This is a genomic window from Pseudotabrizicola alkalilacus, from assembly GCF_003443995.1.
Taxonomy (GTDB): domain Bacteria; phylum Pseudomonadota; class Alphaproteobacteria; order Rhodobacterales; family Rhodobacteraceae; genus Pseudotabrizicola; species Pseudotabrizicola alkalilacus.
In genome coordinates, this window is record NZ_QWEY01000008.1 from 37,574 (window position 1) to 54,270 (window position 16,697).

17 protein-coding genes and 1 pseudogene are annotated in these 16,697 nt (G+C 63.9%); 6 read left to right on the forward strand and 12 right to left on the reverse strand.

What is annotated here, in order from left to right; genetic code table 11:
• From D1012_RS14320 to D1012_RS14330, 3 genes are read left to right on the forward strand one after another with little or no spacing between them, the layout of a single operon-like run.
• Positions 1-786, forward strand: coding sequence for a class I SAM-dependent methyltransferase (locus D1012_RS14320; RefSeq protein ID WP_118153511.1), 786 nt, complete (start codon positions 1-3; stop codon positions 784-786).
• A 5-nt stretch (positions 787-791) separates the two neighbouring features.
• Positions 792-1,949 (forward strand): alpha-D-ribose 1-methylphosphonate 5-triphosphate diphosphatase, encoded by a 1,158-nt coding sequence (locus D1012_RS14325; RefSeq protein ID WP_158569355.1) that lies wholly within the window; start codon positions 792-794, stop codon positions 1,947-1,949.
• A 40-nt stretch (positions 1,950-1,989) separates the two neighbouring features.
• Positions 1,990-2,805, forward strand: a complete 816-nt coding sequence (locus D1012_RS14330; RefSeq protein ID WP_118154031.1) for a sugar phosphate isomerase/epimerase family protein — start codon at positions 1,990-1,992, stop codon at positions 2,803-2,805.
• Positions 2,806-2,845: 40 nt separating this feature from the next.
• Here the strand turns inward: D1012_RS14330 and D1012_RS14335 are convergent, their stop codons facing one another.
• From D1012_RS14335 to D1012_RS14385, 10 genes are all read right to left on the reverse strand, one after another.
• Positions 2,846-4,015 (reverse strand): alpha-D-ribose 1-methylphosphonate 5-triphosphate diphosphatase, encoded by a 1,170-nt coding sequence (locus D1012_RS14335; protein WP_118153517.1) that lies wholly within the window; start codon positions 4,013-4,015, stop codon positions 2,846-2,848.
• Complete coding sequence (locus tag D1012_RS14340) at positions 4,002-4,709, reverse strand: phosphonate C-P lyase system protein PhnL (RefSeq protein ID WP_118153520.1); 708 nt, start codon at positions 4,707-4,709, stop codon at positions 4,002-4,004. The genes D1012_RS14335 and D1012_RS14340 overlap by 14 nt, the downstream gene beginning before the upstream one ends.
• Positions 4,710-4,717: 8 nt before the next feature.
• Positions 4,718-5,527, reverse strand: coding sequence for an ATP-binding cassette domain-containing protein (locus D1012_RS14345; protein WP_118153524.1), 810 nt, complete (start codon positions 5,525-5,527; stop codon positions 4,718-4,720).
• Positions 5,524-6,438 (reverse strand): alpha-D-ribose 1-methylphosphonate 5-phosphate C-P-lyase PhnJ, encoded by a 915-nt coding sequence (locus tag D1012_RS14350; RefSeq protein WP_118153527.1) that lies wholly within the window; start codon positions 6,436-6,438, stop codon positions 5,524-5,526. The genes D1012_RS14345 and D1012_RS14350 overlap by 4 nt, the downstream gene beginning before the upstream one ends.
• Positions 6,435-7,496, reverse strand: coding sequence for a carbon-phosphorus lyase complex subunit PhnI (locus D1012_RS14355; protein WP_118153531.1), 1,062 nt, complete (start codon positions 7,494-7,496; stop codon positions 6,435-6,437). The genes D1012_RS14350 and D1012_RS14355 overlap by 4 nt, the downstream gene beginning before the upstream one ends.
• Positions 7,496-8,041 (reverse strand): phosphonate C-P lyase system protein PhnH, encoded by a 546-nt coding sequence (phnH, locus tag D1012_RS14360; protein ID WP_118153534.1) that lies wholly within the window; start codon positions 8,039-8,041, stop codon positions 7,496-7,498. Before phnH ends, D1012_RS14355 begins: the two co-directional genes overlap by 1 nt.
• Positions 8,041-8,484: a phosphonate C-P lyase system protein PhnG gene (gene phnG, locus D1012_RS14365; RefSeq protein ID WP_118153537.1), complete on the reverse strand. Its 444-nt coding sequence runs from the start codon at positions 8,482-8,484 to the stop codon at positions 8,041-8,043. Before phnG ends, phnH begins: the two co-directional genes overlap by 1 nt.
• Complete coding sequence (gene phnF, locus D1012_RS14370; protein ID WP_118153540.1) at positions 8,477-9,226, reverse strand: phosphonate metabolism transcriptional regulator PhnF; 750 nt, start codon at positions 9,224-9,226, stop codon at positions 8,477-8,479. The genes phnG and phnF overlap by 8 nt, the downstream gene beginning before the upstream one ends.
• Before the next feature lie 520 nt (positions 9,227-9,746).
• Positions 9,747-9,941 (reverse strand): hypothetical protein, encoded by a 195-nt coding sequence (locus D1012_RS22850; RefSeq protein WP_199489517.1) that lies wholly within the window; start codon positions 9,939-9,941, stop codon positions 9,747-9,749.
• A gap of 183 nt (positions 9,942-10,124) precedes the next feature.
• Positions 10,125-11,042, reverse strand: coding sequence for a LysR substrate-binding domain-containing protein (locus D1012_RS14385; RefSeq protein ID WP_118153546.1), 918 nt, complete (start codon positions 11,040-11,042; stop codon positions 10,125-10,127).
• 112 nt (positions 11,043-11,154) lie between these two features.
• On the opposite strand from D1012_RS14385, the gene D1012_RS14390 reads away from it, so the two are divergent.
• The 3 genes and pseudogenes from D1012_RS14390 to D1012_RS23005 form a co-directional block, all read left to right on the forward strand.
• On the forward strand, positions 11,155-11,817 hold the full coding sequence (locus D1012_RS14390) for a peroxiredoxin (protein ID WP_118153549.1): 663 nt from the start codon (positions 11,155-11,157) through the stop codon (positions 11,815-11,817).
• Between the two features lie 69 nt (positions 11,818-11,886).
• Positions 11,887-12,759, forward strand: coding sequence for an MBL fold metallo-hydrolase (locus tag D1012_RS14395; protein ID WP_118154034.1), 873 nt, complete (start codon positions 11,887-11,889; stop codon positions 12,757-12,759).
• A gap of 179 nt (positions 12,760-12,938) precedes the next feature.
• Positions 12,939-13,253, forward strand: a pseudogene (locus D1012_RS23005) (CIA30 family protein); the annotation flags it as partial.
• Positions 13,254-13,341: 88 nt separating this feature from the next.
• On the opposite strand, the gene D1012_RS14405 reads toward D1012_RS23005, so the two are convergent.
• Together D1012_RS14405 and cydD are read right to left on the reverse strand one after the other, a co-directional pair.
• On the reverse strand, positions 13,342-15,009 hold the full coding sequence (locus D1012_RS14405; RefSeq protein WP_118153552.1) for an amino acid ABC transporter ATP-binding/permease protein: 1,668 nt from the start codon (positions 15,007-15,009) through the stop codon (positions 13,342-13,344).
• On the reverse strand, positions 15,006-16,613 hold the full coding sequence (gene cydD / locus D1012_RS14410) for a thiol reductant ABC exporter subunit CydD (RefSeq protein WP_118153555.1): 1,608 nt from the start codon (positions 16,611-16,613) through the stop codon (positions 15,006-15,008). Before cydD ends, D1012_RS14405 begins: the two co-directional genes overlap by 4 nt.
• Between the last annotated feature and the right edge of the window lie 84 nt (positions 16,614-16,697).

The following is a 16,697-nucleotide window of genomic DNA, read 5'->3' on the forward strand; positions in this document are numbered from 1 at the left end:
ATGACGGACGGGGCAGACCGATTTGACGGCTTGGCAGAAGCCTATGAAATGCACCGCCCCGGCTATCCCGCGGTTGCGTTTCAGGCCCTGCTGGCCGACCTGCGCTGCCCAATAAGGGTGGCGGTGGATGTGGGCGCCGGTCCCGGCAATTCGACCGCCTCGCTGCGCGATGCCCTTGGCGCCGAGTGGCGCTACATTGCGATCGAGCCGGGGCGCGACATGCGCCGCGTCCTGTCCCGGCGGTTTTCAAAGGCCCCGGATGTACATGTGGCCGAAGCGACCGCCGAAGACATGAAACTGCCCGGTGGATTTGCCGCGCTGATCGTGGCCTGCACGGCATTTCACTGGTTTGACATGCCGCGATTTCATGCCGAGACCGCACGCGTGCTTGCCCCCGGTGGGGTTTTGGCGCTGATCCGCAACCGGCGCAGACCCATCCCGGTCATCCAAGCCTTTGACCGGTATATCGAGACACATTCCACCGAGACGCCAGACCTTGCCCGCCGCGAAGCCCGCAAAGAGCCGGTGGTGCGTGACCTTGCGCAATTGCCCGGCTTCATGACCGCGCGGTCCTCCACCTATCACTGGTCGAATAACCTGACCGCGCGCGGCCTGATCGACCTTTACCTGACGCGGTCCACCCTGTGGGGGGTGGTCCGGCGGATCGGCCTGTCCCGGGTCATGGCAGATCTGACGGCAATCTGCGCCGAACATGGCCTAGAGCACGGGGCGATAGAGATTGCCTGGGAAACAACGGCCAAATGGGCACGAAAACGAAGCGAGTGAACGACATGCTTGATACGACAGGACCGAACCAGACGCTGGCAGGGGCGCAGATCATCACACCCGAGGGCGTGTTTGAAGGCGCTGTTGATCTGGAAGGAGGGCTTATCACCGCCCTGCGCCCCGGTGCGCGGCCCGCAGGGGCAACCGACCTCGCAGGCGATTTCCTGATCCCCGGTATCGTCGATGTCCACACCGACCATGTCGAAGCGCATGTCTTTCCGCGTGCCGGCGTCCAGTGGGATTTCCTGAATGCCCTGATGGCCCATGACGCGGTGGTGATCGCGGGCGGGACGACGACGGTGCTGGACAGCCTGTGCGTCGGCGCGTCAATGAAGCGCCCCGAACGGCGCGATCTTCTGGTGCCGCTGGTGGCCGCTTTGGAGCGAGGCCGCGCCGAGGGGCTGTTCCGCGGCGATCACCTTTTGCATCTGCGGTGTGAGATTTGTGACCCCGACACAATTGCGCTGACCGATGCCACCATCTCTAGCCCGCTTGTGCGGTTGGTCTCGGTGATGGACCACACGCCGGGCGACCGGCAAAGCGTCGACCGCGAGCATTGGCTTGGCCGCATGGCCGTGGACATGGGGCTGGAAATGACCGACGCCCGCGCCGCGATGGCCGAACTTCTGGACCGCTCCGCCCGCGTTGGGGCCGAGGTGCGCGCGCATGTGGTGGCGCGCGCGCAGGCGGCGGGTCTGCCGTTGATGAGCCACGATGACCGCACCGTGGCGCAGGTCGATCAGGCCAATGCCGAAGGGGCTGTGGTCAGCGAATTCCCCACCACGCTGGAAGCCGCCGCCCATGCCCGCGCGCTAGGCCTGTCGGTTGTGATGGGTGCCCCGAACCTTTTGCGCGGAGGCTCACAATCCGGCAACGTCTCGCTGCGCGCGCTGCTGGAGGCGGACCTTTGCGATATCCTGTCCTCTGACTACATCCCCCGCAGCCCGCTGGACGCAGCCTTTTTCATCGGCCTTGACGACAGCCTGCCCCAGGACCTGCCCCGCGCCATCGCCATGGTCACCGACGCACCCGCGCGTCTGGCCGGGCTGAGCGACCGGGGGCGGATTGCCCCCGGATTGCGCGCCGATCTGGTGCAGGTGCGGCGGCTGGGGGTGCACAATCAGGTGGTTGCAGTCTGGCGCGAGGGGCGGCGCGTTTACTGACGTACCTATGGATCAACCGCATCAAACAAAGGAACGCCCCATGCTGCCGCTCAAGATAGGCGCCTGCCTGCGCATCAGCGAAATTGCAGACCACCGTGACTGGCTATTCGACGCGCAGCGCGACATCGAATTGCAGGATTTCATGACCCATACCGCGCTTGGCGATGAACGTGCCGATCGAATTGCAGCCGCAAGGGCGGCCCTTGCTGGTCACGGCGGTCGTGTCGGCATTCATGGCCCGTATGAAGGGCTTGATATAGACAACAAGGATGCCGAACTGCGCCCCCTGATCACCGCGCGTTTTCTGCGCGCGCTTGAGGCCGCCGAAGCGATCGGCGCGCGGCAGATGGTGCTGCATTCCCCCTATCGGGCCTGGTATCAGAACAACAAGCTGGCATCGCCCGGATATGCCGAGACAAAGCAGGCGCGCATCCACACAGTCCTTGGCCCGGTGGTCAAACGCGCCGAAGAGGCCGGGATCACCATCGTGATCGAAAACATCGAAGACGTTGATCCCGCCACCCGCCGCGCGCTGGTTGACAGCTTTGCCAGCCCGGCAATCGGGCTTTCCATTGACACCGGCCATGCCCAGCTTGCGCGGCGGATGTCCGGGGCGCCGCCGGTCGATTACTTTGTGCGCGATGCCGGGGCGCAGCTGGCGCATGTGCATCTGCAGGACGTTGATGGCCATGCCGACCGCCACTGGCCCCCCGGAGAAGGTGAGATCGAATGGGCCGCCGTGTTCCGCGCCCTGGCCGATTGCACCGCCGCGCCGCATCTGGTGCTGGAACTGCACAACAAGTCCCATATCCCGCAGGGATTCGCCTATCTGAAAAGGCTTGGGCTGGTTGAATAGGTGTCCTGTCGGCTCGACGGGCTTTCCCTTGGTCCCCGGTTCAGGCCGCCATCGCCAACATGACTGACCCGTCCGAATAGATCTTGCGGCCCTGCCGCAAGGTTGCCCGAACATGGCCAATGCCGGCATCATCCGCGATCACGAGATCGGCGAGCATTCCCGGTGCGATCGCGCCACGGTCCGACAGGCCCAGCGCGCGGGCGGGGTTCAGAGTTGCCAGAAGGCTGGCTCCGGACAGACCTGCCGCATCGGCCTTGGCCAGTTCCAATATGGCGGGCAACAGGGCCGAGGGGTGGTAGTCCGAGGCGAGAATATCCAGCAGGCCAAGCCCATGCGCCGCCCGGGCCGACAGGTTGCCAGAATAGGACTGCCCGCGCAGGGCATTCGGTGCCCCCATCGCGGTGGCAAGGCCGCGCGCGCGGGCTTCGGTTGCGGCCTCGACCGTCACCGGAAACTCGCTGATCCCCGCCCCCAGTGCCTGCATCAGCGCGACCTTTTCCACCGTGTCGTCATCATGGCTGGCCAGTGCCACCCCATGCGCCCGGCAGGTCGCCGAGATGGCGCGCAGTGTGGCGGCCATGTCGCCAGCGGTAGAGCGTTTTTCGGTGATACGCCGGGCCACTTCGCCTTCCGCATCCGTCAGGCTCAGCCCCTTTTCACGGGCAACGCGGGCCACATGCGCCTCGATGTCGCGGTATTGGCCTTGCCCCGGCGTGTGGTCGGTCAGCGACACAAGGTCAACGGCACCCTCGGCAATCAGCCCTTCAACCACCCGCAAGGCATCGGGAAATGTGATCTCGAACCGGGCATGAACCTTGTGGTCGACCTTCAGCACATTACCCATCGATTTCAGCGCACGGATGATCGCGCTTGTCTGGTCAAAGTGGCGGATGTGGCCATAGGCCGAGCCGGGGTGAAAGCTGACGGCGGCATAGGCGGTGGTCACGCCTGCGGCAGCCAACCTGCGGTCAAGGTCACGCAGGCCCAGTTCCATTGGCATCCGCACATTGGGGCGCGGCTCCACCTCCCGCTCCACCATGTCGCCATGCATATCGACAAAGCCGGGCATAAGCAGCAACCCGTCACCGGACAAGGCCGCACCGGGCATTGGGCTGTCCGAAATCTCGGCAATCCGCCCGCCCTCGACCCGGACCGAGCCACGGTCGATTACTCTGTCGGCCAAGACCACGCAGAAATCAGACAGCCACATCTTCAGCCACCTCTCTCGCGGTCAACTCGATTTCCCTGTCGATCAGCCCTGCCACATCGCCGGGATGGTGGAACACCCCGATCATCGCCACGCCTGCCGCCTTCAGGTCGGCAAGCCGACGGATCAGCGCCGCCCTCGCGCCTGCATCCAAGGACGCGGTTGGTTCATCCAGCAGCAGCAATCTCTGTGGCAGGATCAGTGCGCGGGCTAGGTTCACCTTCTGCTGCTCCCCGCCGGAAAAGGTGGTGGGATAGGCCCGCCAAAGGTCACGCTTGACGCCAAACTCGGCCAGCCAGCGGCGCGCTTCCTCCAAGGCCTCGGGGGCAGCGATGCCCGCACGGCGCAGAGGTTCGGCGACGATGTCCTCGGCGGCCACACGGGGACGGGCGATCAGAAACTGGGTTACAAAGCCGATCTCTCGCCGCCGCAAAAGGGCGATATCCACATCCGCCGCCGTGGCCAGATCGATCCGGCCTTCCTCTGTATGATACCAGATTTGCCCCGCACGCGGCAGGTAGCTACGGTAGAGCGTCCGCAGAAGGGTGGACTTGCCCACCCCGTTCGGCCCCCGCAACAGAAGGAACTCACCAGCTTGCAAGGTAAAGCTGATGCCGTCGAAAGCATGCAGCCGCTGGCCCAGATGGTGCATCTGAAACTGCTTGGCGAGGTTCCGAACCTCAAGAACCGGGTGCATTGCGGACCTCACAGCTTGGCATGGACGAGTTGTTGCGTGTAGGCGTGTTGCGGATCCTGAAAGATCTGGTCGGCCAGCCCCTGTTCCACCACCCTGCCCCGGCGCATCACCATCACCCGGTCGGCCATGGTGCGGATCACGCCAAGATCGTGGGAAACGATGACCATGGTGATCGCCCGGTCGCGCTGCAGGCGTTTCAGCGTATCAAGCACCAGCGCCTGCACGGATACATCAAGGCCTGTGGTGGGTTCGTCCAAGAGCAGGAGCGCCGGTTCGAGCGCAATCGCCTTGGCCAGTTGCACGCGCTGCTGCATGCCGCCTGACAATTCGATCGGCCGCGCATCCATCCGGTCCAGCGGGAACTCAGAGGCGTCCAGCGCCTCACGCGCCCGGCCTCGCAGGGCGGCAAAGCTGCGTTCCCCCGCGATCAGCAGGCGTTCGGCAACATTGCCGCTAGAGGTGTGCTTCATCAAAAGGCCAAGATGCGGGTTCTGATAGACGATGCCGATCCGCGTGGCGCACAGCATCCGGCGCGCGAAACGGTCAAGGTCAAACAGGTTGCCGGGCAGATCGGGCAGCGCCAGCCGGTAGTCGCCTGCGTCCGGCGTATCTTCAAGGTTCATCATCCGCAGAAGGGTGGACTTGCCAGACCCGCTTTCGCCGACGATCCCCAGAACCTCGCCCGGATAAACGGTGGCCGAAAGATCCTGCAGCGCCACCACATCGCCATAACGGCGCGAAACGCCGGTCATGGTCAGCAGTGGCGGGGTCGTCATCAGTTGCGGGGCTTGCAGCGTCAGTGTGGGGGAAGCGATCATTGCGGCATCTTTCCATTTTCATACCACGTCGGGCCGATCTTGACGGCCGCACCCTCAGCCTGCCGGATCGCCTTGATGCCCAGATGACTGTCCGAAAGCTCGAACGCCGACGAGCCGTCCTCTTGCGGGATCTCGTTCATGAAATAGCCCGTCATGCCAGAGCGGTGGCAGGTCAAGGCAGCATGGTCCTCAACCTGATAAGGCACATCTGAAAACACCAGCGGTTCGACGCGCGTAAAGGGCGGCACAGCATACAGCCGCTTTTCGCGCCCGGCGGACAGGAAGGTCAGATGCTGCGCCATGTGCAGTTTCGGCACGTCCCAGCGGGGGATGGGGGATGGCGTCATCACATGCCGCCCGTTCACCAAGGACGGATAGGCCGCCCCCTGCATGACCCGGCCAGACCGCACGATCTGTTCGTACAGGATAAGCCAGAGCCGCCCGTAATCGGCATCGGCGTGCATTTGACGGGCGACGGACATGTTCGGTTCGACCGGCCGCAGGGGTTCGGGGTTCGGCACTTGCAGGATAAGCACCTGATCGGCCCGCAGCCGTTCCTCGGGGATGCGGTGGCGGCTTTGGATCAGGGTGGCCTCGGTCGTATCCCAGGTCTCGCGCGCACCCGAAACCTTGGACAGGAACGACCGGATCGAGGCGGCGTTGACACTGTCGTCGGCCCCTTGGTCGATGACCTTCACCACCGAGGATGGCTTCAGCAGCGTAAGCGTTACTTGCAAGCCACCTGTCCCCCAGCCCCGCGCCATCGGCACCTCGCGGCTGGCATAGGGCATCTGGCAGCCCGGCACGGCGATGGCCTTCAGCATCTTGCGGCGCAGTTCGCGCTTGGCCGAGGCGTCGAGGAAGCCATACGACATCGCCTCCCACGGTCTGGTCAGGGTGGCGATGGTCATGCGGGCACCTTTTCCGGCTGGGTGGGCGTGGCCGTTTTGGCCCCGCGCAGGGCATCAAGCGAGGATTGGAATGTCACATAATGCGGCAACTTGAAGTGGATGCAGAAGCCGGACGCCTCGACCGGTTCTGTGTGGTAAAGGAAGAACTCTTCCTCGACCGGCGATCCTTTGGCGGCACCCGGTGCGTTCAGGTCAAGCGTGGCACCCGAGATCACCTTGACCTCGTTCCAGCCCAGCGTGGCGCAGAATCCCAGCTCAAGCAGCCCTGACTTGCCTTTTGAGGTAACCTCGGCCTGTGAAACCTTGACGCGCCCTGCAGAAAACACCGTGCCGCGTGGATGGCGCACGCGCACCTCTGCCTCGGCCAGCCGCAATTCGTTCACCGTGGGGTGGGCGTTACCATAGCCGCGCATCGCGGAATAACCCAAGGCCAGCATCCCGCCTGTATCGGCGCGGGCCAGGCTTTGCAGTGTATGGGCACGCTGGGCGGGAAACAGCAGGGGTTCCCGCGTCAGGTCGGGAATGTCATCGGGAGCAACCTCGGTGCGGGCGGGGTCTGCCACCAGCCCCTGCGCTTTTTGCCATGCGGCCAGTGAGGGTTGATGCGCCGGGGCGGGCGTGGCGGCGGGATCAACGGGGGTTGGCATATAGGGCTGGCCTTGCAGCACGCCTGTCGCCAACAAACGATGTGCATAGTCGAGGCTTGGGCCAAGGATCTGCCCGCCCGGAATATCCTTGAACGCAGCCGATATCCGGCGATGTGTGAAAAGCTGGTCTTGCAGGACCGGTTCGGCAATCGTAAGGCGCGGCTGCGTGGTGCGCCAGGCGCGCAACAGCAGCACCGCCTCGTAAAGATCGCCTCCCGCTTGCGCCAGCGCGAGGGCAGCAAGGTCGGGCTCATAAAGCGAGGCCTCACCCATCACCCGGTCGATCAGCATCGGCAAGGCAAGGCGGATTTCGGCCACGCGGGCAGCGTCGATCTGGCCAAGTTCAGCGCGGTAAAGGCGTTCCGACTGGTCAATCGCGCGTTCGCCGCCACGGGTTGCAACGTAGGCCATCAGAGCACCTCGATTATGGTTGAACGCGGCAGGCCGATCACCTGTGCGCCGCAGATCAGGAACAGATCGAACCCGGCGGGATAGCGGCAAAGTTCTGCGCGCATCGCCCAGAAGCCGGGGGCAATCCCGTCCAGCGAGACCTCGGCATGGGTTTCGATCCCCGGGCCGGTCAGGCGCAGCCGCTGGCCCGTGCCGAACTGGGCTTCAGCCACCACAGTGGCTCCATCGTCAGGGTAAAGTGCGGACCCGACGGCCACTTGCGCAAGCCGGTCAATGGTGCTGCCAAGCGACAAAAAACAGTGATCGGCAAGAGGTAACGGCATCAGCGCCGCGCCGAACGCGGCGATGCGATCTGCAAGGGCCGGATCATCACAGAACACACGGCACTCGCGGTCCAGCAGGGCTTCGGCAATTCCCGTCATGCCGGGAGCGGGCAAGTCTTGCACCGTGCCGGGGCGCGACAGGGCCCACATCATGGCCTCGAACGTGGCATTGGTGCGCGTCTCGAAAGCGTCGGGCACCGGAACGGCGGTAAGCAATGACATCAGAATGTCTCCATATCGACGCGAGTTGCTTCAACCTCACGTAGGCGGGCGGTGTCGGTTGCGGCTTGCTCTGCGGCTTCGCGGTGCAGGAAGGCGCGTATCTCTGGCGTCTGGCCCAAACTCGCCGCCGCATCGACCACCGCCATCGCCATTGCGCGGGTAAGGTCACGACCTACGATCATGCCATAGCCTTCGGTCCCGGCAGCACGGATATGCGCCTCGGCCATCAGCACCTCGCCCAGATGAAAATCGGTGCCTTGCACGGTGTCGCGCATCGGCAGCATCACGAGGCCGGTGCGACTTTGCACAACCTCGACCGGGCCGAGGCTGGCAAGCACCCCTTCGGCCAGCGCGGCCAGCCGGTCGGAATCGGCACGGGCCAGCACATCCAGCAGCCGTGCATGATCAAAGGGTTGGGCGGGATCTTCGCCTTGGTCAAACATCGATGGCACTTTCCGGGGCAGCTTCGCCCTCATCCTGACTGTCAAAGGAGAATTGCACCCGGTCGGCAGCCCAGACCGCCTCGGAATAGCCGATGGGCTGACCTGCAGCGTCCACGTCGGTCTTTTGCAGCACCATGACTGGCTGATCGGGATGCTGCATAAGCAGACCTGCCTCTTCGCCGTCCGGGCGGCGGGCAAAAACGATGGTGCGCTTGCGGAAATAGTCCGTGATGCCATGGCTGCGGTAGATGTCGGTCACCGATACGCCTTCCATGCGCTGTGCGGCAAGGTCGGGAAAGCGCGTGGCACAGTGGTAGGACAGCCCGATGTTGATCGGCACCCCGTCAGCCAGCCCCCGGCGCAACAGGCGGTGAACCGGGCTGCCTTCGGCCAAACCAAGCGCTGCCGCCACCCGCGCCGAGGCAGGCACGACAGCATCGGCCAGCTGCTCACCTGCAGGAGAAATGCCCTGCTCCAGCAGGTTCTGCCGGAACCGGGTCCGCCGCCCGATGTGATAGCTGATCAGCGGCGCCACTTGCACAAAGGTGCCACGCCCCTGCTCCACGCGCAGCTTGCCCTCGACAGCCAAAGCCGCCACCGCGCGCCGCACCGAATGCCGCCCTGCATGAAACGTCTGGCAAAGTTGCGACTCGGTCGGCAATTGCGCCCCGGGCTGGAGCATACCGGCGGAAATCTCTGCCGAGATCTGATCACGAATAATCTTCCAGTTGTCGCGTCCCATCTTGCCCGATCCGCAAATTCATCCGAATGACTCTAGGGATACTACCCGTTCATTACGGCCGTGTGACACTATAGGCGTGGCACGGTGAAATCTTCTCGGGATGGGGGACTGATCATCGGCGCGCTAAGGGAGACTTTCCAGAACTGTCCACGGCGTCGCGATCAGAATAGCTTACAAGACTAAGACTCTAGATATTGTGATCGCATGATGACTTCGGCCGCGAACAGGCCGAAGATCGTCTCGGCCAGAGCGTTGTCGTAACTGTCACCGACGCTAGCCGCGGCGACTACCGTCCTTCGCGACCAAGCGCGAACATGCAGATGAAATCCGGGCCTGGCGAGTCCCTGACAGGAAGCGCCGAACGCCTCGACTGCGGCGCATCGCCCGGCCCGTTTCATGGATTTACGCTGTCAACGCGCGGCAGGTATCTGCTGCTGGTCGATGATGGCAGATTCGCTCATTCCAGTCTCCTGCCGCGATGGGCACAATTGTGCACCTGCCAAGGGCGTGACCTTCGCCCTCACGGTTCTGCGGCGGACATTTCGTCGATGCCAGTCAGGATCCGGCCACGAATGCGGTCCACAAGGTCGGCACGTTCGTCATCGACCGACGTCAGACAAAACAGGCGGCCACCCTGCAGGGTCACGCGGAATTCGGACCCCGCCAGCGCCCGCGTCACCAGACGGCCGATGTACTCCTCGAACAGGGCGTTCATCTCAAACAGCAGGGCCGATCCCTGCCCTAAACGACATCGGGCACGCCTGGTGAAAATCGCCGCTAGAACCATGGAGCGTCCGCAGGATACCCACCTCCGCGAGCAATCTCGGCCCAGACGGACCTTCGGGCATCGCTTGGATCATGCCCGACACCTGGAAGTTCAAGCGCGTGGATGACATTTTCAGACTTCTTGTGTTGACCGCGCCTGCAGGGTCTTTCGTGCCTGTCGGAACAGGGCGGCGATCTGGCGAAACCGCGCAGCGTGTGGAGAGGTCGCCCGCCAGCCCAGCACAACCTGCCTTGGGCAGGCATCGGGAAGAGCGGTCAGCGCTATGGCATGGCCACGCGCAATTCCCGCATCCACGGCAAGCTGCGGCAACAGGGTGATGCCCAACCCTTCCTCTACCATCGAAATCAGGGTCGGCAGGCTGGTCGCGGCAAAGGCATCGCCGGGCGGGGTGCCCATTTCGGCATAGGCCTCCAGCGCGTGGCGTTGCAGGCAATGGCCTTTTTCAAGCAACAGCAGCGATGCCGCCGCCAGCTTTTCACCAGTGACATTGGTGCCACCGGAAAGCGCGTGGCCAAGGGGCGTGGCAAGATGATAGCCGTCTTCGAACAGCAGTTCGGTTTCGATGTTACCGATGGCATGCGGCAGTGCCATGAGGATAAGATCCAGCCGCCCTTCAGCCAAGCCGGTCACCAGCGATTCCGTCAGTTCCTCGCGCAGGAACAGCCGCTGGTTGGGCCAAGCCTTGCGCAAAAGCGGCAACGCGCGCGGGACAAGGAACGGGCCAACAGTTGGAATCGCGCCCAATCGCAGGTCACCTTGCAACGTTCCGGCCTGTTCATGCGCCAACGCCTCTATGTCGGCCACATCGTTAAGCACAACACGGGCGCGGCGCACCATCTCGACCCCAAGAGGAGTCAGCATGACCGAACGTTTCGATCGTTCGGCCAGTGGCACGCCAAGCTGATCCTCCAGCTCCTTGATGCCCGCAGAAAGCGTAGGCTGGGTTACATGGCAGAGCTCCGCGGCGCGTGAAAAGTTCAACGTATCCGACAGGGCGACAAGAAAGCGAAGCTGGCGAAGGGTGGTCATGCTGTCCGTATAATAGATTATCCCTATGACTGCCAGACATACAATCAATTTCAACTATGTATTTCTGTGGGCTAACTGTTGGTCATCGAAACACCAACCCCCAGAGGATGCCATGAACGCCATCACCCCCACCGTTGCCACAGCCCCCGCAGGCCTGCCCCGGATGAACGAGCCCGCCCCCGATTTCACGGCCCTGACCACGCATGGCATGAAATCGCTGGCCGACTACAAGGGAAAATGGCTGATCCTGTTTTCGCATCCGGCCGATTTCACCCCGGTCTGCACGACCGAATTCACCGCCTTTGCCAAGCGCGCTGATGACTTTGCCGCGTTGAATACTGAACTGCTGGGCCTGTCGATTGACAGCCATTATGCCCACATCGCCTGGGTCCGCTCGATCAAGGACAGCTTCGGCGTCGATATCAAATTCCCGATCATCGCCGATCTCGACATGAAGGTGGCGCAGGCTTACGGCATGATCCAGCCCAGTGCGTCCGACACGCAAGCCGTGCGCGCGACCTTTGTGATCGACCCCGAAGGCAAGCTGCGGGCGATGGTCTACTATCCGATGACCAACGGCCGGTCGGTAGATGAATTTCACCGTCTGATCGTGGCGCTGCAAACATCGGCCGAACACAAGGTAGCGACGCCGGAAAACTGGCACCCCGGCCAGCCGGTGATCGTGCCAACCCCGCAGACAACGGATGCCGCCGATGCCCGGATGACTGAGGGCCTGGACACGGTTGACTGGTATTTCACGACCAAGATGCTGTGATCCGACCCGGTTGATATGATCACGTCCGGCCCCGCAGGGCCGGACGTGCCCGACAAGGAGGAGCTTTTCATGACCCATTCACCCGTTGTTGCTTCGTTCTGGGACGCGCAGACCGGCAGTTGGCAATACGTATTCCACGACCCCGATACGATGAGGGGCGCAATTGTCGATCCGGTCTGGAACTTTGATCCGCTTTCGGGCGCAACGGCCACACGCGATGCACAAAAGATCCTCGACTATGTGCGGCAAGCCGGGATCACAGTTGACTGGATCCTTGATACCCATCCGCACGCCGACCATTTTTCGGCTGCAGTCTGGTTGAAAGACCGGCTTGGCGCAAAGACCGGCATCGGTGAGCATGTCCTCAAGGTTCAGGCGCTGTGGAAAGACATCTACGATCTGGGCGACGAATTCACTGCGGATGGCCACCAGTGGGATCGGCTGTTCAGGGATGGCGAGACGTTCATCGTTGGCTCGCTTCCGGTGAAGGTGATGTTTTCACCCGGTCATACGATGGCTTCGGTCACTTACATCGTGGGCGACGCTGCCTTTGTACATGACACGCTGATGATGCCCGACAGCGGCACCAGCCGCGCCGATTTTCCCGGCGGGTCGTCAGCGGCGCTGTATGACAGCCTGCAACGCATCCTTGCACTGCCCCCCGAGACGCGGCTCTATGTCGGGCACGACTATGCCCCAGGCCGTCCCGCCGCCTCCATGGCGACAGTGGCCCAGCACCGCGCGACCAACATCCACCTGGCGGATGACCCGGATCAGGCTACGTTTCAGGCAAGGCGAGACGCACGCGATGCCACGCTGGCGTTGCCAAAGCTGATGCTGGCGGCATTACAGGTCAACATTCGGGGCGGTCGTGCGCCGGACCCCGAAGGCAACGGTCGCCGCTATCTGAAGGTGCCGATGGACTACTTCGAGGAACGCTGACAACAGCTGCGCGTTGATTAGACGAGTGCAAGGGGAACGTCATGCGTGTTTTGACAAGACTGGCGGCACTGATACTGCTGGCACTGGGGGGTGTTTACCCGGTACTGGCGGAAGACATCGTGATTGAGGACTTCAAGGTGCAACCGGAAACCCGTTGGCGGTTCTTTGCGGACACGGTGATGGGTGGTGTGTCGTCAGGAAAGGTGCGCTTCGTGGCCGAAGACGGCCAGACCCATGCGCACATGACTGGCCGTGTCAGCACCGAAAACAACGGCGGTTTCATCCAGATGCAGTTGAACCTGCCCGCACCGCCGTCCGAAGGCACCGTCGGGGTGCGTCTGATCGTTCGCGGCAACGACCAGCGCTACTTCGTGCATCTGCGCACCAGTGGCACTCTGCTGCCGTGGCAGTATTATCAGGCTGGGTTCGACGTGACGCGCGACTGGACCGAAATCCGGCTGCCGTTCGACGCCTTCACAGCCTCGGGGGCGCTTTTGCGGGATGTGCCCCGCGCGGGCAGCCTGACCTCGATCGGCATCGTCGCCTATGGCCGCGACCACGACGCAGAGATGAGGATACGACTTAAGACAAGTTTAGGACGCGATCAGCGAAATCGGTTTCCACCTGCCGATGCGCCGCGATCAGAAGGACCGCCTCGGGAAGCAGCCGCCGCACGCCTTGTAAGACGGCAAAGGCAGTTGCTTCATCCAGTCCTTCGGTCGGCTCATCCAGCAGCAGCAGGTCCGGATTGCGCAGCAGCGCGCGGGCGAGCGTCAGACGCCGCGCCTCGCCCCCAGAAAGCCCCTCCCCGCGCGGACCGATCCGGGCAGAGAGACCGCCCTTGTTGCGGATAACCTGATCCAGTTGCACCGCCTCCAAGACCTGCCAGAGCCGCACATCCCCGACCGGGTTGGCCAGGCGCAGCGCTTCGGCCACGGTGCCGGTCATCAGGGTGCTGCGCTGGGGCAACAGCGTCAGAAGGCCGCGCAGATCGGCCTCAGACCAGTCGGCAACTGCCCTGCCGCCCAGGGTAATATGCCCGGCAGCAACCGGATGCAGACCTGCAATAGCCAGCAGAAGGGTCGATTTCCCAACTCCACTCGCCCCGGTGATCGCGACTGTTTCACCTCGGCCCACCGCAAAAGATAGCCCCGACATGACAGGAATAGGGGTGTCCGCACGAACCAAGGTCAGATCCGCGACCCGCAGATCAACTGCCTCTGCAACGGGCAAGACCGCTTCTGCGCGAGGTTTGACCTCAGAGGGTTTGGCGGACGCAGGCTCAGCCAGATCGCGCCTTACCCTGCGGGCCGCATCGGCCATGCGGCCAAGGTCCGACACGGCGCGGCGCAGCGGGGCCAGCGTTTCGGCAAGGGCCAATGCGGCAAAGAACCCTAGCGCGGCAAAAGCGGGCTGCACCTGCCCGGCCTGCACCAGCATCAACCCGATCCCCAAGGCACCGGCCGCGACAACGGTTCCAACGACCCCCAGCGCCGTACCTGCCCGCCGTTCGGCGCGATCCAGAAGCCTGCGCAGGTTTCGACGCCGGTCATCGGCGGCAAGAACCGCGTCCCTTTGCGCCACCAACCTGCCATAGACCGCCAGATCGCGCCGGGCGCGGATCAGGTCGATCAACCGTGTTCGGAAGGCCTGCGCCGCAGCCTCGGCCCGGCGCGACAGCGGCACGGTTGTTCGTGCCATCCATCCGAATGTCACCGCAGCGCCCAGCACATAGCCGCCCACCACCCACAGGGCGACGGCCGGGGCGACCAGCACCCACAGCGCCACAAGAGCGAGAAGCTGCGTCGAGATTCCCGCCAACACCGGCAAGACCAGCCGCAGCGGAACCCCATCCAGCGCGTCGATATCCGCCGTCAGCCGGTTCAGCGCCTGCGCCCCGCGCACCCGGATCATCGTTGCATAGGGCGCAGACAGATGCGCCGCCAACACGCGCAATCGCAGCGCTTCGAGCGCGCGCAACGTGGCATCGTGGGTCAACATCCGCTCGCCATAGCGGGCCGCCGCCCGACCCAAGGCCAGGAACCGCACCATGGCAGAGGGGCGAAACACGTCGAACACGGCCCCTGCCCCGGCCAGCCCTGCCGCCGCCGCCGCCGTGATGAACCATCCCGACAGTCCCAGGAGTGCCACACCCATCACCAGAACGATAAGGCTTAGGGCTATCCCCCGAAGTATGGCAGTGCGCTGATCCCGCAGGATCAACCGAAAGATGGCCCAGAGTGCGGTCATGGGGCGCCCCAAAGATCAATGATCCGGTCCATGCGTGCGGCAAGGGCCTTGTCATGCGTGGCCACAACCAGCGTGACGCCTTGGGCGGATTGGGCCAACAGGCCTTCGGTGACACTGCGCGCGGTTTCGGGATCAAGGTCGGCCGTCGGCTCATCGGCCAAAAGCAGATCGGGCTGGCCGAAAACCGCCCGTGCCAAGGTGATCCGCCGCGCCTCGCCCCCTGACAGCCCGGCGCCGGTCTCGCCCAGCCGGGTGGAAAGACCCTGCGGGAGCGCCTGAACCACCGCCCCAATCGCCGCCCGGTCTAGCGCCTGGGGCAGGTTTCCGGTGCGGCCAAGCGTCAGGTTCTGCCGCAGACTTCCGGCCAGAAAATGCGGGGCTTGCGGCATCCAACCCAACCGCGCCCGCCACCCATCGGCAGCGTCAGCCGTCAGCACCTGCCCTGCCACAACAACCGCGCCCCGCTGCGGCAGCTCCAACCCGGCCATCAGGCGCAGCGCGCTGGTCTTGCCAGCGCCGCTGGCCCCTACAAGCGCCACCCGCTCACCGGCGGCGATAGCAATGTCGGGCAAGGCGCGGCCTGAAGGCGTGAAACAGCCCAGCAAAGCCACGCTCGCAGGACCAGACAGGCGCGGGGCCGGTCCGCCTGCACCGGGCAACTGTGGCCCGGTCTGGGACGAATAGGTAGCAATTTCGTCGATCACCGCCGTCGCGGCCGCCTTGTCATGCCAGGCGGCCGACAGATCGCGCAGGGGCTGATAGAACTCCGGCGCCAAGAGCAACAGGAAAATCCCGGCCTGGGGCGTCAGTTGCCCACCCCAGGCGCCGAACTCCAAGGCACCCAAAAGGGAAAACCCGACATAAACGGCCACCATTGCCACACCAATCGCTGCGAACAACTCCAGCACCGTAGAGGACAGGAAAGCCACCCCCAGAACGGCCATGGTGCGCCGCCGCAAATCGCCCGCCTGACGCTCAAAGCCCTGCAAAACCGCGGTCCCGCCGCCCAAAAGACGAATGTCCACCAGTGCCGAGAGACGCTCGACCAGAAAATCGTTCAGCGTGCCGATTTCGGCCATCTGGCGGGCACTGGCCTCTTTCGCGGCCATGCCCACCAGCGCCATGAACACCGGAATCAAGGGGCCAGAAATCAGCAAGACAACCCCGACCGCCCAGGATTGCCAGAACGCCAGCCCCAGAATGACCAGCGGCAGCACCATCACCCGCGCGCGCGCCGGAGCGTAGCGAGAGACATAGGGGGCCAGAAGTTCAAGCTTTTCGCCCGCCAGCGCGGCCAGACTTCCTGCCCCGCCAAAGGCACTGTCAGTTGCCCGACTCGCCTCGTTTGCGACGATTTCAGTCCGCGCACGGGCAAGGATTGCATCGGCCGCACTGTGCGCCTGCGCCTCGGCCAAATGGGTAAGAGCGACGCGCAACAGTCCAAGCCCGCCAAACCCAAGGGCTGCCGCAAGCGGTAAAGGCGACGCACCGGCAAGCACCGCGCCGATGGCCCAAGCCACCACTCCCGCCTGAAGCGGCCAGACCAACCCGGCAAGCACTGACAGCACCGCAGCGCGGCGCTGGTGTCGCCTACCCGGGGCCATAATCGCCGCGGTCCCGGCGGAAACGTCAGACGGCAGCTCAGAAGATGTGTCCACAGGGTCACTCAAACTGTTATTTTGAATGCC